Here is a 17,117-nt window from a genome sequence, read left to right on the forward strand (position 1 = left end):
GGACAGTTCCAGCTGACGGGGAGCACTTCGTTGAGTGGGGGTTAGCGCAGGACGCCGGCGTTCTTCCAGAAGTTAGTGAAGAAGTCGTTGACCAGCGGGCCAACCGCAACAGCGATAAGGCCGAGCAGCGCAAGACCGCCGAGAATGCCACCGGCGACAACACCAATGAACTGGTCCGTATCGAGACTGGAGCCCTTGCTGATCTGGCCCTTGGTGCTGCGACGCTCCTCGCACGCGGTGAGTGCCTCTTCGTAGGTCTTAATCGTCGGCTGGATGCGCGGCCCCAGCTTGTTCAGAGCCTCAGCGGCCATACCTGTGGCGTCATTGATCTTGAGGCTGCCAGTGATAAGACCCCAGAGACCCGGCGCGATGAGACCGCCTGTCTTAACAGCGCCGGCCCCCTTCATGTCCTTAGCCTGAGAGGGGGTGACTTTCAGCGTCTCGTTGGTCAGAATCGGCTCGCGAGACTGCTGCAGGAACTTGCCAGCCATGAAGTACGGGCCAGAGTTCTTACTGGGATGGATTGTCGCCAGCTTCCGCTGCGCATTACCGACGTCCTTGCCCTTGTACTTGGTGCCAAGGTGCCATGCCAAAGGATTCTTGTCTGGGTTCTCCTTCGCCCACGGGTACCAAATGTCCGCGCTCTCCCTATTCTGAAGTTTCTCAGCGGAGAGATCCGCCATTGTTTCAAACATCAACTTGTAAGCGTCATTGATGCGCTGAACCTCGTCGGCCGTGAACTCCAGGGTGCACAGGCCTTCGTTGTTCCCGACCTCTTCATAGGTTTGGTAGGTGTTCTCCCACGCATTCGCAGGAGCGACGGTTGCGCCAGTAGCAACCGCAACAGTTAGCGCCGCTGTGGCTGCAGCGCGTGAAAAACGGGACACCTTCATGACAGGGGTTCCTTTCAGGGGGAAAACTTCGGATCGATAAGGAATGCTACGCAATTGCCATTTATTTGTCAGGGAAATTCCCAGTTTCTTGTGCTTTCCCCCTCAGGGAACCCGCCTTCATTCCGGCGCGGTTAGTCGCGTCTGAAACGAGCTTGAGAAAAGGCCAGGTCGGATGTAACTGCAGTGACTCAAAAGTCACACGCGACTAACCTCGGTCCCAGAAACCCCGGCCCATAAACCCGGCCGCAAACCTGCCCCTCAAACCTGACCCTCAAACCTGGCCCCAAACCTGCTGCACAACAGCATTGCTGGTATTGCTTTTCACGCATGTCTGGCAGAATGCACCTTTGTGACTGAAAAGGGTGCGAAGGATTTTGCTGAGACGTTGATCGATTCGGTCGATAAGCAAAGCGAAAAGCAAAGCGAAGAGGCGCAGAAGCCAAGCGAAGAGGCGCAAGCGCGAGAGCAAGCGCAGAAGCAAGAGCCAGACAAAGCTCAAGATAAAGAGCGCGAGCAGGAGCCCGTGAACCGGGGCGAGAGCATTGACCGCGCGAAGGTGATTGCCGGGGACGGCAAGGCGGCTTCGGCGTGGGCGCTGCGCTTCATTGTTGTGGTGATTGCGTCGGTGTTTCTGTTCAAGATCATCGGCTACGTGTGGGTGGGCGTGCTGCCGCTGCTGTTGGCGCTGATTTTCTGCACGGTGTTGTGGCCGCCGGTGCGGTGGCTGCGGAACCATAAGGTGCCGTCGGCGTTGGCGGTGTTTTTGGTGCTCATCACGTTCTTTGGTGCGATTGGTGGGTTGTTTGCGGCGATGGCGCCGATGATCAAGACGCAGTCGGTGGATTTGTATCGCCAGTCGGAGGAGGGTGTGCGGCGGATCCTGGGGTGGATTGAGACGTCTTCGCCCTTCGATGTGAATACGGCCCAGATTCAGGAAGCTGTGGAGAGGATCGGGGAGTTTGTCCGTGGCCAGGCTTCCAATATTGCGTCGGGTGTGGTGACGGGTGTGGGGGCGGTGACGTCGATAGGCACGACGCTTCTGCTGATGCTGGTGCTTACTTTCTTCTTCCTCAAAGACGGCGACAGCTTCTTGCCGTGGCTACGCAAATACGCTGGTCAGCGGGCGGGTTGGCATCTTTCTGAGGTGCTAATGCGTTCGTGGAATACGCTCGCGGGGTTCATTCGGACGCAGGCGATCGTTTCGCTTGTCGACGCCGTCTTTATCGGCGTCGGCCTCGTCATCCTTGGCGTTCCACTGGCGCCGGTGCTGGCGGTGTTCACGTTCTTCGGTGGCTTCATCCCAATCATCGGTGCGTTCACCGCGGGTGCCCTCGCCGTGGTGGTGGCGCTGGTGTCTAACGGCCTGACCAATGCGCTGTTGGTACTCGGCCTGGTCATCTTGGTGCAGCAGCTGGAGGGCAACGTGCTGTCCCCGATCCTGCAGTCCCGTTCGATGAACATGCACGCCGCGATCGTGCTGCTGTCCGTCGCGGTGGGTGGCACGCTGTTTGGCATTGTGGGCGCGTTCCTGGCTGTGCCGATCGCAGCTGTCTTCGCGGTGTGGTTCCGCTACTGGGCGGAGATGGTGTCCCTGCGCACCGGGGAGATCACGGCGGATGATATTCAGCTTGCCACCCAACAAAGCCAGGGCATGGACGGGCGCGAGGCGTACCAAGCCGTGCGTGACAGGATGCTGTCCATCGGCCGCAAGAAGGACGAAGCCGAGCAGGACGCCTAGACCTTCTGCAACACATGGGTTGGTGTTTTTCTCTACCCTAGGGACGCATGAGTGAAAACACATTGCAGAACAAGAAGGTTGCCATCCTGTCCACCAACGGCTTTGAGGATTCAGAGCTGACTGGCCCGCGCGAGGCGGTCGAGGCCGCTGGCGCAACGGCTGTGGTTGTTGCCCCGGAGGCCGGCACGATTGAGGGCAAGAAGGGCGCAAACGTAGACGTCGACCTGACTACGGCTGAGGCCAACGCCGCGGACTTTGACGCCCTGATTCTTCCCGGCGGCACCGGTAACGCCGACCACATCCGCATGGACGAGGCCGCTGTCGCCTTCGTCCGCGAGCTGACCCAGGCAGGCAAGCCGGTTGGTGTGATCTGCCACGGTGGTTGGATTCTCACCGATGCGGACGCGCTGCGGGGCGTTCGCATGACGTCTTACCCCTCGCTGAAGACCGACCTCAAGAATGCGGGGGCGGAGTGGGTGGATGAGGAGGTTGTCGCGGATAAGCGAATTATTTCTTCGCGCACTCCGGATGATCTGCCGGCATTCAACAAGGCGATCGTCGAGGAGTTTGCTAAGTGAAGCACCACTTTGAAGTGAAGGTCGCCGGCGGCAAGCTCGTCGTCGCAGACATCGACGACGACGGCGCGCATATCACCGACGCCCGCATCTCCGGCGACTTCTTCCTCGAGCCTGAGGAAGCCTTCGACGCAATCAACGGCGCCCTCATCGGAGCACCCGTTGGTGCAAGTACAGACGAGTTGCAGAAACTTATCGACGACGCCCTGGCCCCCCTCGGCCCCGTCTCCCTGCACGGCTTTTCCACCCGCGACGTGGCCGTGGTCGCGCGACGCGCACTGCTCGATGCGAAGGACCTGACGGACTATGACTGGACTGTCATCCACTGCCCGGTCCTGCCCACCCCTGTGAATGTGGCGCTGGACCAGTACCTTCTCGAGGAAGTCGCGGCCGGACGCAAGGGCCCGATCCTGCGCTTCTGGGAATGGGACGACAAGGCCGTGGTCTTCGGCTCCTACCAGTCCTTCCAAAATGAGTTGGACCCGGAAGGGATCAAGAAGCACGACATCGTGCCGGTGCGCCGCATTTCTGGTGGTGGCGCCATGTTTATGGAGGGCGGCAACTGCGTCACCTACTCCATGTACCTGCCCGACGATGTGGTGGCGGGACTTAGCTACGTGGACAGCTACCAGTACCTGGACACCTGGGTACTCGCCGGCCTGCAGTCCCTAGGTGTGAACGCCTGGTATGTGCCGATCAACGACATCACCTCCGACGGCGGCAAAATCGGCGGCGCCGCCCAAAAGCGCATCCCCGGTGCGGTGCTGCACCACACCACCATGAGCTACGACATCAACGCCGACAAGATGCTCGAAGTCCTGCGCGTGGGCAAGGTGAAACTATCCTCCAAAGGCGTGCAGTCTGCCGCCAAGCGCGTGGACCCGCTGCGCCGCCAGACAGGTGTGGCACGTTCAGAGGTCATCGACGCGCTGATCAGCACCTTCATGGCGCGCTACCCCTCCCAGCTGGGATCTTTGTCTGATGAGGATCTGGCGGCGGCTGAAAAACTCGTGGCTGAAAAGTTCAGCACCGACGAGTGGACCTACCGCGTGCCTTAGCTGGAGGCCGCCTCTTCCTCGATCGCGGCAACCCTGGCTACGCCGTCGAGGATGAGGTTGATGCCCTCGGCGTTCTCATACGTGGCGGCGTCCAGGACATTCTTATCAATCTCATACACGCGCACCCGCAGCGCATCAAACGGGATGCCCTCAATCTCCTCGAGGAACTGACGGCGCAGCTCACCAGTATTGCGCAGCAGCACAATCAGCATGGCTTCCTCCGGGCGGGGCTCCGCCTTGCCACGGAAGATGTCCCGGTAGCGCTGGCGCATGGCGGCCTCAATGGTCTCGTCCTTCTCAGGGAAGCGGGACCACTTCAACCCCAGGAAACCAGCGCGCTCCTCATCGAGCACGCCTTCCTCAATGAGGCGCTCCGCAATCGCTTCCTTAGCAGCGAACTTCCGTGAATTGAGGGCCGAATACAAAGTGGGCTGCCCCTTGCGCTCCACCCTTTCAACGCCGTGGGCCAGTGCCGGATGAGACTGTGCTCGGGCGGTTGCGCCGGGAACAGCGGTCAGCGTGGGGCTTTTACCACCATGGACCTCTACCAAGCCCGTGGCCACGAGGTCACACAGCAACGCACCATTCAAGGCAACGCGCTGGTGACTCACTCCCAGTTCCGGGTGTGCGGACTTATTTGAGAGCAAGAGAAACAGTGCTTCACTAACGAGCATGGTTGATGGTCTTTCAACTGTCTTTCAACTAGCGGGTCTAGCGGATGAACTTGGGCCAGTCTAGCCCGACCAGTTCAGTTCTGGGGCTTTGGTGGTGATTACACGGGGCCGGGTGAAGGATTTGCGTGGCCCTTCCGCCACTATCCGGGAAACCCGCAGGTGAAAAGTGGGGCGCACCAAGCATTCCGGGATCGAGTGCAAAATCCTTCACCCGCCCCCGCAGGTCCCCTCCCACACAACAAATTGCCAGACCGTTCGGTCTGTTTCGTGCGCAGCGCCCATTCATACCCGGTTAGACCGAGACCCCTCCTCCTCACGCTCACCAATTCAGCACGTCATAGTCCATTTGCGGTGAATATAATCCCCCCGGCCCCCTTGACACGACACCTGGAGCGCGTACATTTACAGACCAAGCAGTCTGTACCAACTGATCAAAGGAGTCATCATGACGCACGAGTTCCGCGCACACCGCGTGGCCATCGTCGGCGCCGGCCCAGCCGGCATTCATGCATCGGACGCCTTGATCTGCATGGGGGACCACACGTTCTTTGTGGATCTTTTTGATTCAGCGCCGGCACCAATCGGTCTCTTGCGCTTTGCCAGCCAACACCGCCCAGCGAGCACCCAACCCGGCGGCTCCCTGGTGCCGCGCCTGCGCCTCTTTGGAAACGTGAGTGTAGGAACGGACATCACCATCGGCGAGCTGACCCGCTATTACGACACTGTAATCGTTGCTACTGAAGACACTGAGGGCCCGGAGCTCACCATCGTGGGCACCAGCCCAGAAACTGTTACCGTGTACGAGCACCTGAGCAGGGGCAACAACGTGACCGTGAGCCGCACTCCTGTGGTCAGCGACCCGTCCCCCGCGAACCAGCCGGGGGCGATTGTTGCTTTCCTGGAAAAGCGTGGCCTGCCATTTACTACCTGGACCGGCTGGCACCGGCCAGCATTCAAACAGGCGAGCACGCCAACCCACACACCGAACACCCACGCGGCCGGGACCGTGAGCATCGCGCAATGGTCCGCGATAGTTGCGGCCGCGACATCGGTTCCCGCAGTGCTCTAAGGGGCGGCAAGCCACCCCCCAGGCACCTCGGTTTGACACCGCATATCCCCTGGTTATGCCAAAGGTTCTCACCGAGTTCAACCTTCGTTTACTTACTGGCAAGAACCTGTGGCTAACCTTGTCAGGGCTTATCAGTACGTAGAAGAGAGAACTCATGAGCAGCGAGGGTCTTTCCCACGGGCTCACCGATGAGCATGATCCTAATGAAGGAGAAGACGTGGGTGTCATCGACCGCAGCCGGATAGATTCTGAATCAGCCGAGGTTGAAGGCCAGGACAACGCAGTAACGCGCACGGCTACTGACCATGAGGATGATGGTCAGATGAAGGACCCGTTGGGGTTTCTGCCGTTCACCGGCACCGCTAAGCAGGTTGTTAACTGGATTGCCGTGTTCGTCGGCGTCTGGCTGCTGCTCAACGGCGTGGGCATGATCGGCGACGGCTTCAAGCTGGCCGCCGGCGACCAGGCTAAAGAGCTGTTCTCCTTTGCGGAGAACCCGTTCGTGGGTCTGGCCATCGGTATTGTGACCACGGCGATTATCCAGTCCTCGTCCACAACCACCTCGATTGTGGTGGGCATGATCGCGGGTGGCTTGCCACTGGAGATTGCTATCCCGATGCTGTTCGGCGCCAACATGGGCACCTCCGTTACCTCGACGCTGGTGGCGTTAGGCCTGGCGGGCAACAAGCAGCAGTTCCGCAACGGTTTCTCTATGGCGACCGTGCATGACTTCTTCAACCTGATCGGTATCACGTTCTTCTTCACACTGGAGATGTTCACGGGATTCCTGGGCAAGACGGCCTCCGCGGTTGCACCGTCCCTCTCCGGTTCAGGCGATGGTGTTATTGCTGGCATCTTTGAGTCGCTCGGCGACTTCATTGACCTCATCACCGAACCTCTCGTCGGGGTCGCGGGGGCGCTGGTCTCTCCGCTTGGCAGCGTCTGGGGTGGCATCCTCCTTGCCATCATCGGCGTCACACTGGTGCTGCTGTCCATTAGCTTCATCGGCAAGCTGCTGAATGCGTTGCTCGTCGGTAAGGCTCAAGAGATCCTGTACGCCGCACTGGGCAAGAACTCCTTCTTCGGTGTCCTCTCCGGCGCCCTGATCACCGCCCTGGTCCAGTCCTCCTCGACCACCACCGCGCTGACGGTTCCGCTGGCTGCGTCCGGCAAGTTCTCCGTGCGCACACTGTTCCCGTTCGTGGTCGGCGCGAACATCGGTACCACCGTGACCGGCCTCATCGCGGCGTTCTCTGCGTCCGGCGCGGAGGCCGAAGCCGCCATGGCTGGTGCACTCGTGCACACGATGTTTAACCTCTTCGCCGCCATCCTCATTCTCGGTCTGCCCTTCCTGCGCGACGTCCCGCCGAGGTGCTCTGACTGGCTGGCGGGCCTGGCCGAGAAGAACAAGCTGTACATCTTCATCTACATCGGCGGCGTGTTCTTTGCTCTCCCGCTGCTGGCCGTGTTCATTTCCAACTCCCTTATGTAAGGAAGCCTTCGATGACGAACCCGAACGAGACCCCAGATCTGTCCCCGATGGCCCAGGACCTCATCAAGAATGAGGCTCCAGACGAAGCACTCGTCGCGCTTCTCGACGAGCTCGAGGAAACCGCCAACGAACTCCGCGTCGAACTGCGCGCACGTGGCCGCAACAAGGAGAGTCTGACGGCGGACCAGGAGACTGACACCGCTACAGACCACGCCGAAGATGGGCACCACCGGCACAAGAAGATCAACCCAAACGTCACCCCTGAGCAACAGGCGGAGCTGGACGAGACCTTCGCTAAGTACTGGGGCACCTCGCATGGTTCCTGGAAGAACCTCTTCCGCCTGCTCCGCGAGTTCCGCGCTGAGATGCAAGGGGGCAAGCACGATGGCTAGAACTCGAGTATCCCTCGTCGCCGTCCTGACTGCCGTCGCTGTTTTCGCCGCCGGTTGCTCCTCGGACACCACCCCGAGTGAGAACGCCATCCAGGTCACCGGTTCCGCGACGGTGGAGCCGATCACCTCCTACATCGCTAAGCGCTACAACTTCGACGTCAATATTGAGGCGGTCGGTTCCACGGATGGTTTTGAGAAGTTCTGTGGCGGTGAGGCTGATATCAATGATTCGTCGATAGCTATTCCGGGCGAATTTCAGCAGCAGTGCGCCGACAATAAGGTTGAGTATGTTGAGCTGCCGATCGGTCTCGATGCCATCACGATTGTCAAGCACCGTGACAATGACTTTGCCACGGACCTGACCATCGACCAGCTGCATGACATCTGGGCCAAGGATTCCGCGGTGTCGAAGTGGTCTGACATTGACCCGTCTTGGCCGGATGAGGAGATCACTCTCTATGGTCGCCCGGATGGCTCCGGCACCCTCGGCGTGTTCGAGGATCTGGTGCTCAAGGGGGACGAAATCCGCGAGGACTACCAGGCCACCGACGACATCCAGGAGCTGTCCACGTGGGTCGCGGAGGATAAGAACGCACTGTCCTTCATGGGCATCGGCAACTACCTGGCCACCGAAGAGGACAGCCTGAAACTCATTGACAACGTCAACGTCGATGGCGTGGCCCCCACCGCAGATGAGACGAAGAAGGGCAACTACCCGCTCGCCCGCCCGCTGTTCATCTACGTGAACAAGGAGGCGGCGAAGCGGGAAGACGTGGATAAGTTTGTCACCACCTATCTCGAGCACGCGGAGGCCGTCATGCCGCGCGTGTACTTCTACCAGCTGCCTGAGCAGGATTACGCAGCCGCGCAGAAGCGTTACGCCGACCGCACCGCCGGGCCGAATGCACGCTGGCAGTCATAAGATTATCGGCGGGTCAAGATCCCCAACGCATCCTGATTCAAGAACACCTTCGACCGACCAATTCTCTGTTCATCTAAAACACCAGCATCCACCAACTGGGAGAGCCACAGCGATGCGGTCTGTCGTTGCGCCAAACCGGCATCGATCACATCAGAGATGCGGATATAGGGCTGCACGAACAACAATTCCGTCAGCTCGGCTGCCGGTGTCACACCTGCAGCACGCACGCGGGAGGTGGTGATGTCTTGGAGGTCTTGGAGATCGTCGATAAGCAGGCTTGTGCTGCGCGCGGACTCGGCGACCGCATTGACCATGAAAATGATCCAGTCCTCCCATGCACCACGTGATGTGACTGCACTGAGCAGCCTGTAATATTCCTCCTTGTTGTCCACGATCGTTCCGGACAAATAGAGAACCGGCAAGGAAAGAACGTTTTCCTGCAACAAGAGAAGAATGTTGAGGATACGACCCGTGCGGCCATTGCCGTCATAAAACGGGTGGATCGCCTCAAACTGGTAATGCGCAACAGCCATCAACACCAGCGGATCAAGGCCATGATCCGAATAGAGGTAACGCTCCCACGCCGCCAAGTGTCGCTGGATCACGTCCTGCCCCTCAGGTGGGGTATATGCACGTTTACCCGTTACTGGATCACCAATGAAAGTGCCCGGGGTTGATCTCACCACAGCCTGATTTCCCTGCAGGACCGAGCACACCTCCAGCGCAACTTTCTCCGAAACAGGCCGTTCTTCTGCCAACTCAACCCCACGCCGCAACGCGTCGCGGTAGCGGAGAGCCTCCTTGGTTGCCGGCGTGGGCTCAAGATCCACGCTCCACTGCGCTCTAAACAACTCATCATTCGTGGTCACGATGTTCTCTATCTCCGTGGAGGCCTGAGCCTCGCGCAGAGGAATCGTTGACGTGATGATCTCCGGATTCGGAATCAACCGGCATGCCGTATTCAATGCGGCAAGCTCACTCCGTGCGTCAATGACAGCTTTGAGCACCCTTGCAGTCTCCAGCTCCTCCTGTGGGGGCAAAGACGGCAGATCATTAAACGGCCGATTCGGGTCGAATCCAGGCGGGGTTTTCTCGGACATGTCGAAAGAATAAACATATCCGCGCGATATGTCGATTTTTTCCCCCAAAATCGACATGAGGAGTTATTTCCGCTGGTAAACAAGGTCTAGTTGGGGCGGGTTTCTGGCGGAATCCATAGAGATAGGCGCGTGTCGCACCCGGGGTCTAGTATGGCTGCGAAACCTAGATCAGGGAGTAAATTCGTGGAGTTCATCAGACTCACTGGGAAGTATGGCAAGGCCTACACCCCTTTCATCGCTGCGGTTGTGGTGCTGCAGCTGGTGTCCACGCTGGCCATGTTGTATTTGCCGGATTTGAACGCGGACATCATTAATAACGGTGTCGCTAAGGCGGACGTGGCGTACATCCGGCACGTCGGGCTGGTCATGCTCGCGGTGTCCCTGGCGCAGGTGGCGGCAGCGGTGGCGGCGGTGTGGTTCGCCTCCGCGGCGGCGATGCGCACGGGCCGGGATATTCGCCGAGCGGTCTATGACAACGTCAGCCGGTTCACCGCTGAGGACATGAGCCACTTTGGGCCGGCCACGTTGACCACGCGCGCAACGAATGACGTGCAGCAGGTGCAGATGACCACGCTACTTTTGCTCAACTTCATGGTTGCCGCACCCATCATGGGCGTTGGCGGAGTGATCATGGCGCTGCGCCAGGATGCAGGAATGTCGTGGCTCGTGGTGGTTGCGGTCCTGGCGCTTGCCGTGGCGGTGGCCATCACAGCCGCGTTGCTGCTGCCGATGTTCAGGAAGATGCAGGTCAAACTGGACGCTATCAACGGCCTGTTGCGTGAACAGATCGCAGGCATCCGCGTTGTCCGCGCCTTTGGGCGGGAAGAGTTCGAGGAGAAGCGGTTCCGCGACGCGAATGCAGATCTGACCAAACTCAGCCTCAACATCGGGCGGGTGTTCGTAACCATGTTCCCCGTGATCATGCTCATCCTGAACCTGGCCACCGCAGCAGTGCTGTGGTTCGGCGGGCAGCGCGTGGATGAAGGCCTCGTGGAAGTTGGCTCACTCACCGCGTTCATGCAGTACCTCATGCAGATTCTCATGGCGGTGATGATGGGCGTGTTCGCACTCATGATGTTGCCCCGCGCGCTCGTCTGTGCCCGCCGCATCAGCGAGGTCGTGCGCTATGAGCACACCCGTCGTCCTGACCATGCGATGAGCACCAATGTGGAACCCGGTGTCGTGGAATTCCAGAACGTGTCCTACCGCTACCCCGGCGCGGAAGAACCTGTGCTGGGGGATATCTCTTTCACCGCACAACCAGGCACGTTCACCGCGATCATCGGCTCCACAGGATCCGGAAAGTCCACCCTCATGGGCCTCATCCCGGAGCTCTACTACCCCACGTCCGGTCACATTCGCGTCGGCGGAAAAGTGGGCATGGTCCCCCAAAAGCCCTGGTTGTACCGCGGCACGGTGGCCACTAACCTCCGCGTGGGCAACCCGGAGGCCACCGATGAGGAACTCTGGGAAGCACTGCGCGTCGCCCAAGCTCACTTCGTGGAAGACTTAGACATGCCCATCTCCCAGGGCGGCACCAATGTTTCCGGTGGTCAGCGCCAACGTTTGTGCATTGCGCGCATGCTCGTGGCTAAGCCGGATGTGCTGCTTTTCGACGACTCATTTTCCGCCCTCGACGCCCTCACCGAAGCCCGACTCCAAGAGGCCATGCATGCGTACACCGAGGGGGCGACGGTGTTGGTGGTGGCGCAGAGGGTGGCGTCGATAAGCAATGCTGACCAGATCCTTGTGATGGAAGCTGGCGATATTGTGGCGCGCGGAACCCATGCGGAGCTGCTGCGCACGAGTGAAACGTACCGTGAGATCGCGGCGAGCCAGCAGGAGGTGACGGCATGAGCGAGCAGCTTAACGACGAGCAATTGGCCGAATACGAAGCCTCCATGTCCGGCGATGACTACTCGAGCAAGGCTCCCCGCAAAGCGAAGCAGTTCTGGCCGTCCGCGAAGCGACTCTTAGGCCTGCTGGCGCCCTATAAATTCGCGCTGACCTTGGTGTTCCTCATGAACGCGGTATCGGTGCTGCTGGCTGTGTGGGCGCCGCGCGTGATGGGGCAGGCCATGGACGTGATCTTCTCCGGCGTGATGTCGCGCGAGCTTCCGGAGGGCATGACCCAGGAACAGGCCGTGGAAGGGATGCGCGCCGCGGGGCAGGACCGCTTCGCCGACATGGCCGCGGCGATGGAGCTGACCCCTGGGCGTGGCATTGACTTTGACAGGCTCGGCCAACTGATCACGCTGGTGCTCGCGCTGTATCTCGCGGCCTCGTTCCTCATGTGGGCGCAGGGTGCGATTCTGAACCGACTGACCATGCGCGCGGTGTACACCCTGCGCGAACGCGTGGAAGCGAAGATCAACCACTTGCCACTGCGCTACTTCGATTCGCGGCAGCGCGGCGATGTGATGAGCCGCACGACCAATGACGTGGACAACGTGCAGCAGGCCCTGCAACAGTCCCTGTCCTCGCTGTTCAACGCGCTGCTGACTATCGTCGGCATCGTGGCGATGATGGTGGTCATCTCCTGGCAGCTCGCCCTCGTCGCGCTACTTGCCATCCCACTCACCGGCGCCGTGATGGGTCTGGTGGGCACCCGCTCCCAGAAACAGTTTGTTACCCAGTGGAAGGCCACCGGCGACCTCAACGGCCACGTCGAAGAGGCCTTCTCCGGCCATGACGTGACCACCATTTTTGGGCGCTCTGACCAGATCCGCGCGCAGTTTCGCGAACGCAACGAAGAACTCGCCGCTGCCGCCCAAAAGGCCCAATTCCTGGCCAATGCCATGCACCCGATCATGCAGTTCATCGGGTCCCTGTCCTACGTCGCCGTGGCTGTCCTCGGTGGCCTCAAGGTCGCATCCGGCCAGCTCACGCTCGGTGACGCGACCGCCTTCATCCAATACTCGCGCCAGCTCAACCACCCCCTCGGTGAAGTCGCCGGCATGATGCAGATGCTCCAATCCGGTGTCGCTTCCGCGGAGCGTGTCTTCGAGCTTCTCGACGCTGACGAGGAACACCCCGACACCGTCGATGGTGGCACCGCAGTATCCGACGGCCTCGTCGAATTTGATCACGTGGACTTCTCCTACAACCCCGACGAGCCACTCATTCAGGACCTAAACCTGCGCGTGGAACCGGGTCAGACCGCCGCGATCGTCGGGCCAACCGGCGCCGGCAAAACCACCCTGGTCAACCTGATCATGCGGTTCTACGACATCGACGCCGGCGTGATCCGCCTCGACGGTACCGACATCCGCGATATGTCCCGCGCCGCCCTCCGCTCACAGGTAGGCATGGTGCTGCAGGACGCTGTGCTGTTCAAGGGCACCATCATGGACAACATCCGCTACGGCCGCCTCGACGCCACCGATGAAGAAGTCATCGCCGCAGCCAAGGCCACCTACGTCGACCGCTTCGTGCGCACACTCCCCGATGGCTACGACACCGAAATCGACCAAGACGCCGGCTCCATCTCCACCGGCGAACGCCAACTCATCACCATCGCGCGTGCCTTCCTGGCGCAACCCGCGCTGCTGATCCTCGACGAAGCCACCAGCTCCGTAGACACTCGCACCGAAGTCCTCGTCCAAAAGGCGATGAACGCGCTACGCAACAATCGCACCAGCTTCGTCATCGCGCACCGCCTATCCACGATCCGTGACGCCGACCTCATCATCGTCATGCAAAACGGAAAAATCGCCGAGCAAGGGACCCATGAGGAACTCCTTGCCCGGCGAGGAACGTACTTCGAGCTGAACCAATCCCAGTTCAGCGGCGAAGATTAGTACATGCTCATGTAGCCGTCCTGCTGGGTCGGCTGCTCATGACGAGTGCTGATCCAGCGGTACACGAACACCGACACCAGTGCGGTCACCGGCGACATGATGAGGCTGGACAAACCCTGGGTGATCGAGCTTGCAACAAACGAGATCAACCCGACCAGAGCCAGTGCACCAAACACGCGCCAGTACTGCGGCTTAATGTCGTTGATCGCAGCGGAGAAAGCACCCGTGACAGACGTACGACCATCAATCGCGTACAGCGGGATCACCGCGGTGAACGGGTACAGGAAGATGAGACCGATACCCACAACCAGCACCAGGAACACACCGAGTGGCGGGGACACCAATGCGAGGACCAGCATCGGAATGATCATTGCCACGAAGGAAACGACACTGAAGGCCAAGCCCACCAGGATGTACACCAGGAAACCTGCAGCCCACGGCACATCCTTGAATGCCTTGTCCCACGCAGGTGCCTCACCCGCAGTGTCACGCAGCGCCACCTTGGCCATCACAATCTGGAAAGCCATAGTCACAAGGGCCGCGATGACCACGAACAGACCAATCGAAACGAAAGTGCCTGCACCCGGAACAAAGTTCTCGGGGTCCTGCATGGCGGCGGCCACCAATGGGCCAGCCACGAGAACGCTGCCGAGCAGGGCCGCCACCATCGGGATCACTGCCAAGCCCAGGTACACGTGCCACTGACTGGTGAACACACGCTTGAAGCCGAAGGACAGCGCTTCCATGACCGGCAGCGGACCAGCATTGGTCACCAGCGGCTGGCCGGACTGCGAAGCAGCATTCGGGTTCACGTAGCCGGAACCGTAGGAGTCCTGCGAAGCGTACGAGTTGTAGGACTCGTAGCCCTGGTTCTGGCCTTGGCCGTAGCCCTGCTCTTGGCCGTAGTTCTGGCCATAGCCCTGGTCCTGACCGTAGCCGGACTGCTCAGAGTGACCGTACTGGCCACTTTCCCCTTCATTGCCGTACTGGGGGAACTGCTGGTTTCCGTAGTTACCACCGTACGGGTTCTCGCCCGTGCCCCCGGTGCTGTTGTAGCCATTTTGTGGATCATTCGGATTAGTCATACCCACTACAGTATCGAACATTCGGACATATGCGTGGAAAAAGTTTCACTCACACCATGCCTAGATAGTTCCCGTTCCCTTCCCTCGACCGTGCCCCACTAGGCCAGAGCAGGGGTTTCTCACTATTATGTGAGTTGTGAATTATCAGCCAGAAAACACGCCAGCATCGAAACTTCAGCTGCGTTTATCGGACACCGACCGTGCAGACGCGTTCTCTCGTCTCACATTCGCCTATGGCGAGGGCCGGCTAGATCTGGCCGAGTACGACCGGCGTTGCGATGCCGTTGCGGAGGCCACCATCCACGGGGATCTCATCCCGCTCTTCCGGGACCTCCCAAGCAAGAACACCTCCGCACCGGCAGTCCAGTCGAAGGAAGTCCAGGTGTACACGCGCGGCGAAATCGAACAGTCGCGGGCAAGCGGGCAACGCACCCGTTTGGGTATTTTCAGCCTCGGGTCGATTGGCACCATCGCGCTCACATCGGTGGCAGGTCAAGCTGGTTTTCCGGGGATTGGTGCACTCATCTTCCTCATCATTCCCACTCTGTTCATCCTGCTCTACGTGATGAAGGTCGGGCCGGACAGCTGGTACACACCCAGCCCACGGCAGCTTGAGCGCGAACGACTCCGCGAAATTCAGGCTGAACGACGTGTAGAAGAGGAACGCAGAAAAGCCTTACGTTCCGCAAAACTCGACGAAATATCAGGGTCCGCGATGGACCTCGCACAAAGGACCCTTGAGAGATACAAAATGACCCGCAAGTCAGATGAGTAGGATGGCCCCCATGACCGACCAACCCGAGACGAAATCTTCCCCCCGTATTAAGAAGCACCGCCACTTTGATCAGGCGGACAAGCTGAAAGGCGTAGCGTATGACCTCCGCGGTCCCGTTGCGGCGACGGCGGAGGAGATGGAGCGCGATGGGCACTCCATCCTCAAGCTGAACACCGGCAACCCGGCTATTTTCGGTTTCGACGCACCCGATGTGATCATGCGCGACATGATTGCCGCGCTGCCAACGTCGCAGGGCTACACCACTTCGAAGGGCATCATCCCGGCTCGCCGCGCTGTGGTGACGCGCTACGAGGAGATCGAGGGCTTCCCGGATTTTGATATCGACGATGTCTACCTCGGCAACGGAGTCTCCGAACTCATCTCCATGACCACCCAGGCGCTGCTGAACAACGGCGACGAGGTGCTCATCCCCTCCCCCGATTATCCGCTGTGGACCGCTGCGACCTCTCTCGCCGGCGGCAAACCTGTCCACTACGTCTGCGACGAGGAGGACAATTGGAACCCGTCTCTCGAGGACATCCGCTCCAAAGTCACCCCGCGCACCAAAGCCATCGTGGTGATCAACCCGAATAACCCAACAGGCGCGGTCTACTCCAAGGAAATCCTCGAAGGCATCGCCGACATCGCGCGCGAGTATGAGCTCATGGTGCTTTCCGACGAGATCTACGATCGCGTGCTTTACGACGACGCCGTCCACCACTCCATGGCCACCATCGCCCCCGACCTGGTCACCTGCACCTTCAACGGCCTCTCTAAGGCCTACCGCGTGTGCGGTTACCGCGCTGGATGGATGGTCATCACCGGCCCACGACGCCGCGCTACCGGATTCATTGAAGGCCTGGATTTGCTCGCCGGAACCCGCCTTTGTGCGAACGTCCCTGGCCAACACGCCATCCAGGTGGCTCTTGGCGGACGCCAGTCCATCTACGCCCTCACCGGTGAAGGTGGCCGTTTGAAGGAGCAGCGCGACATCACGGTGAAGAAGCTGCGCGAGATCCCCGGCGTCTCCGTTGTTGAGCCAAAGGGCGCCATGTATGCCTTCCCGAAGATCGATGTGGACATGTACCAGATCCACGACGATGAGCGCTTCATGCTCGACCTTCTCAAGAGCGAGAAAATCCTCATGGTTGGCGGCTCCGGCTTCAACTATCCGAAGCCAGATCACTTCCGCGTGGTCACTCTGCCGTGGGCATCCCAGCTGGAGAACGCGATCGAGCGCTTGGGCAACTTCCTCTCGGACTACCACCAGCACTAATCCCCAGCGCCATATAGGGCATTGTGAGGTGCGGACAAATCTGTCCGCACGTCTTCAGCGATAGCCCTTGCGCTGGGAAGATAGTCCTTTTACATGTGGACGCACTGTGCGTCCACACTTGATACCTGCTCTGACCTGCAGCGCAGGTACCAAAGGGACAGATTTGTCCGCATGCCCCGCCGACATACCTCCCGCCCCCTTGTCGGGGCTTCCCTTGTAAGAGCTTCCTCGCAAGGGCTTGCTCAAAAGGGCTTGCTCAAAAGGACTT

The 17,117-nt window shown here is 59.9% G+C and carries 15 protein-coding genes; 11 read left to right on the forward strand and 4 right to left on the reverse strand.

Going from position 1 to position 17,117, the window contains the following annotated elements; all coding sequences use genetic code 11:
• Nucleotides 1-41: 41 nt before the first annotated feature.
• A complete protein-coding gene (locus tag QP968_RS04710) occupies nt 42-893 on the reverse strand; it encodes a hypothetical protein (RefSeq protein WP_284855255.1) in 852 nt (283 codons plus the stop codon).
• Between the two features lie 349 nt (nt 894-1,242).
• Between QP968_RS04710 and QP968_RS04715 the strand changes: the two genes are divergently transcribed.
• From QP968_RS04715 to QP968_RS04725, 3 genes are read left to right on the forward strand one after another with little or no spacing between them, the layout of a single operon-like run.
• On the forward strand, nt 1,243-2,631 hold the full coding sequence (locus QP968_RS04715; RefSeq protein ID WP_284855256.1) for an AI-2E family transporter: 1,389 nt from the start codon (nt 1,243-1,245) through the stop codon (nt 2,629-2,631).
• Nucleotides 2,632-2,678: 47 nt separating this feature from the next.
• Complete coding sequence (locus QP968_RS04720) at nt 2,679-3,209, forward strand: type 1 glutamine amidotransferase domain-containing protein (protein WP_284855257.1); 531 nt, start codon at nt 2,679-2,681, stop codon at nt 3,207-3,209.
• Complete coding sequence (locus QP968_RS04725; protein WP_284855258.1) at nt 3,206-4,264, forward strand: lipoate--protein ligase family protein; 1,059 nt, start codon at nt 3,206-3,208, stop codon at nt 4,262-4,264. Before QP968_RS04720 ends, QP968_RS04725 begins: the two co-directional genes overlap by 4 nt.
• On the opposite strand, the gene QP968_RS04730 is transcribed toward QP968_RS04725, so the two are convergent.
• Complete coding sequence (locus QP968_RS04730) at nt 4,261-4,938, reverse strand: GOLPH3/VPS74 family protein (protein ID WP_284855259.1); 678 nt, start codon at nt 4,936-4,938, stop codon at nt 4,261-4,263. The genes QP968_RS04725 and QP968_RS04730 overlap by 4 nt on opposite strands.
• A gap of 445 nt (nt 4,939-5,383) precedes the next feature.
• On the opposite strand from QP968_RS04730, the gene QP968_RS04735 reads away from it, so the two are divergent.
• The 4 genes from QP968_RS04735 (at nt 5,384) to QP968_RS04750 (ending at nt 8,813) form a co-directional block, all read left to right on the forward strand.
• Nucleotides 5,384-6,007, forward strand: a complete 624-nt coding sequence (locus QP968_RS04735) for a hypothetical protein (protein WP_284855260.1) — start codon at nt 5,384-5,386, stop codon at nt 6,005-6,007.
• A 154-nt stretch (nt 6,008-6,161) separates the two neighbouring features.
• Entirely contained in the window at nt 6,162-7,499 is a 1,338-nt protein-coding gene (locus tag QP968_RS04740; RefSeq protein ID WP_284855261.1) for a Na/Pi symporter, read from the forward strand.
• Between the two features lie 11 nt (nt 7,500-7,510).
• Nucleotides 7,511-7,891 (forward strand): hypothetical protein, encoded by a 381-nt coding sequence (locus QP968_RS04745; protein ID WP_284855262.1) that lies wholly within the window; start codon nt 7,511-7,513, stop codon nt 7,889-7,891.
• Complete coding sequence (locus QP968_RS04750) at nt 7,884-8,813, forward strand: substrate-binding domain-containing protein (protein ID WP_284855263.1); 930 nt, start codon at nt 7,884-7,886, stop codon at nt 8,811-8,813. The genes QP968_RS04745 and QP968_RS04750 overlap by 8 nt, the downstream gene beginning before the upstream one ends.
• A gap of 2 nt (nt 8,814-8,815) precedes the next feature.
• On the opposite strand, the gene QP968_RS04755 is transcribed toward QP968_RS04750, so the two are convergent.
• A complete protein-coding gene (locus QP968_RS04755; RefSeq protein ID WP_284855264.1) occupies nt 8,816-9,970 on the reverse strand; it encodes a Fic family protein in 1,155 nt (384 codons plus the stop codon).
• Nucleotides 9,971-10,096: 126 nt separating this feature from the next.
• Between QP968_RS04755 and QP968_RS04760 the strand changes: the two genes are divergently transcribed.
• Nucleotides 10,097-11,770, forward strand: a complete 1,674-nt coding sequence (locus tag QP968_RS04760; protein WP_284855265.1) for an ABC transporter ATP-binding protein — start codon at nt 10,097-10,099, stop codon at nt 11,768-11,770.
• Entirely contained in the window at nt 11,767-13,713 is a 1,947-nt protein-coding gene (locus tag QP968_RS04765) for an ABC transporter ATP-binding protein (RefSeq protein WP_284855266.1), read from the forward strand. Before QP968_RS04760 ends, QP968_RS04765 begins: the two co-directional genes overlap by 4 nt.
• Here QP968_RS04765 and QP968_RS04770 read toward each other — a convergent pair.
• Nucleotides 13,710-14,798, reverse strand: a complete 1,089-nt coding sequence (locus tag QP968_RS04770) for a transporter permease (RefSeq protein ID WP_284855267.1) — start codon at nt 14,796-14,798, stop codon at nt 13,710-13,712. The genes QP968_RS04765 and QP968_RS04770 overlap by 4 nt on opposite strands.
• Nucleotides 14,799-14,934: 136 nt before the next feature.
• Between QP968_RS04770 and QP968_RS04775 the strand changes: the two genes are divergently transcribed.
• Together QP968_RS04775 and QP968_RS04780 are read left to right on the forward strand one after the other, a co-directional pair.
• Nucleotides 14,935-15,573: a DUF1707 SHOCT-like domain-containing protein gene (locus QP968_RS04775; protein WP_284855268.1), complete on the forward strand. Its 639-nt coding sequence runs from the start codon at nt 14,935-14,937 to the stop codon at nt 15,571-15,573.
• A 10-nt stretch (nt 15,574-15,583) separates the two neighbouring features.
• Complete coding sequence (locus QP968_RS04780) at nt 15,584-16,849, forward strand: pyridoxal phosphate-dependent aminotransferase (protein WP_284855269.1); 1,266 nt, start codon at nt 15,584-15,586, stop codon at nt 16,847-16,849.
• The last annotated feature ends 268 nt before the right edge of the window (nt 16,850-17,117 follow it).

Origin of the sequence: Corynebacterium sp. MSK041 (assembly GCF_030232265.1) — a bacterium.
GTDB lineage: Bacteria > Actinomycetota > Actinomycetes > Mycobacteriales > Mycobacteriaceae > Corynebacterium.

Coding starts and splice junctions, on each gene's coding strand:
- QP968_RS04710 (WP_284855255.1), bottom strand. CDS start 893: ATGAAGGTGTCCCGTTTTTCACGCGCTGCAGCCACAGCGGCGCTAACT.
- QP968_RS04765 (WP_284855266.1), top strand. CDS start 11,767: ATGAGCGAGCAGCTTAACGACGAGCAATTGGCCGAATACGAAGCCTCC.
- QP968_RS04740 (WP_284855261.1), top strand. CDS start 6,162: ATGAGCAGCGAGGGTCTTTCCCACGGGCTCACCGATGAGCATGATCCT.
- QP968_RS04750 (WP_284855263.1), top strand. CDS start 7,884: ATGGCTAGAACTCGAGTATCCCTCGTCGCCGTCCTGACTGCCGTCGCT.
- QP968_RS04755 (WP_284855264.1), bottom strand. CDS start 9,970: ATGTCGATTTTGGGGGAAAAAATCGACATATCGCGCGGATATGTTTAT.
- QP968_RS04720 (WP_284855257.1), top strand. CDS start 2,679: ATGAGTGAAAACACATTGCAGAACAAGAAGGTTGCCATCCTGTCCACC.
- QP968_RS04770 (WP_284855267.1), bottom strand. CDS start 14,798: ATGACTAATCCGAATGATCCACAAAATGGCTACAACAGCACCGGGGGC.
- QP968_RS04735 (WP_284855260.1), top strand. CDS start 5,384: ATGACGCACGAGTTCCGCGCACACCGCGTGGCCATCGTCGGCGCCGGC.
- QP968_RS04730 (WP_284855259.1), bottom strand. CDS start 4,938: ATGCTCGTTAGTGAAGCACTGTTTCTCTTGCTCTCAAATAAGTCCGCA.
- QP968_RS04745 (WP_284855262.1), top strand. CDS start 7,511: ATGACGAACCCGAACGAGACCCCAGATCTGTCCCCGATGGCCCAGGAC.
- QP968_RS04780 (WP_284855269.1), top strand. CDS start 15,584: ATGACCGACCAACCCGAGACGAAATCTTCCCCCCGTATTAAGAAGCAC.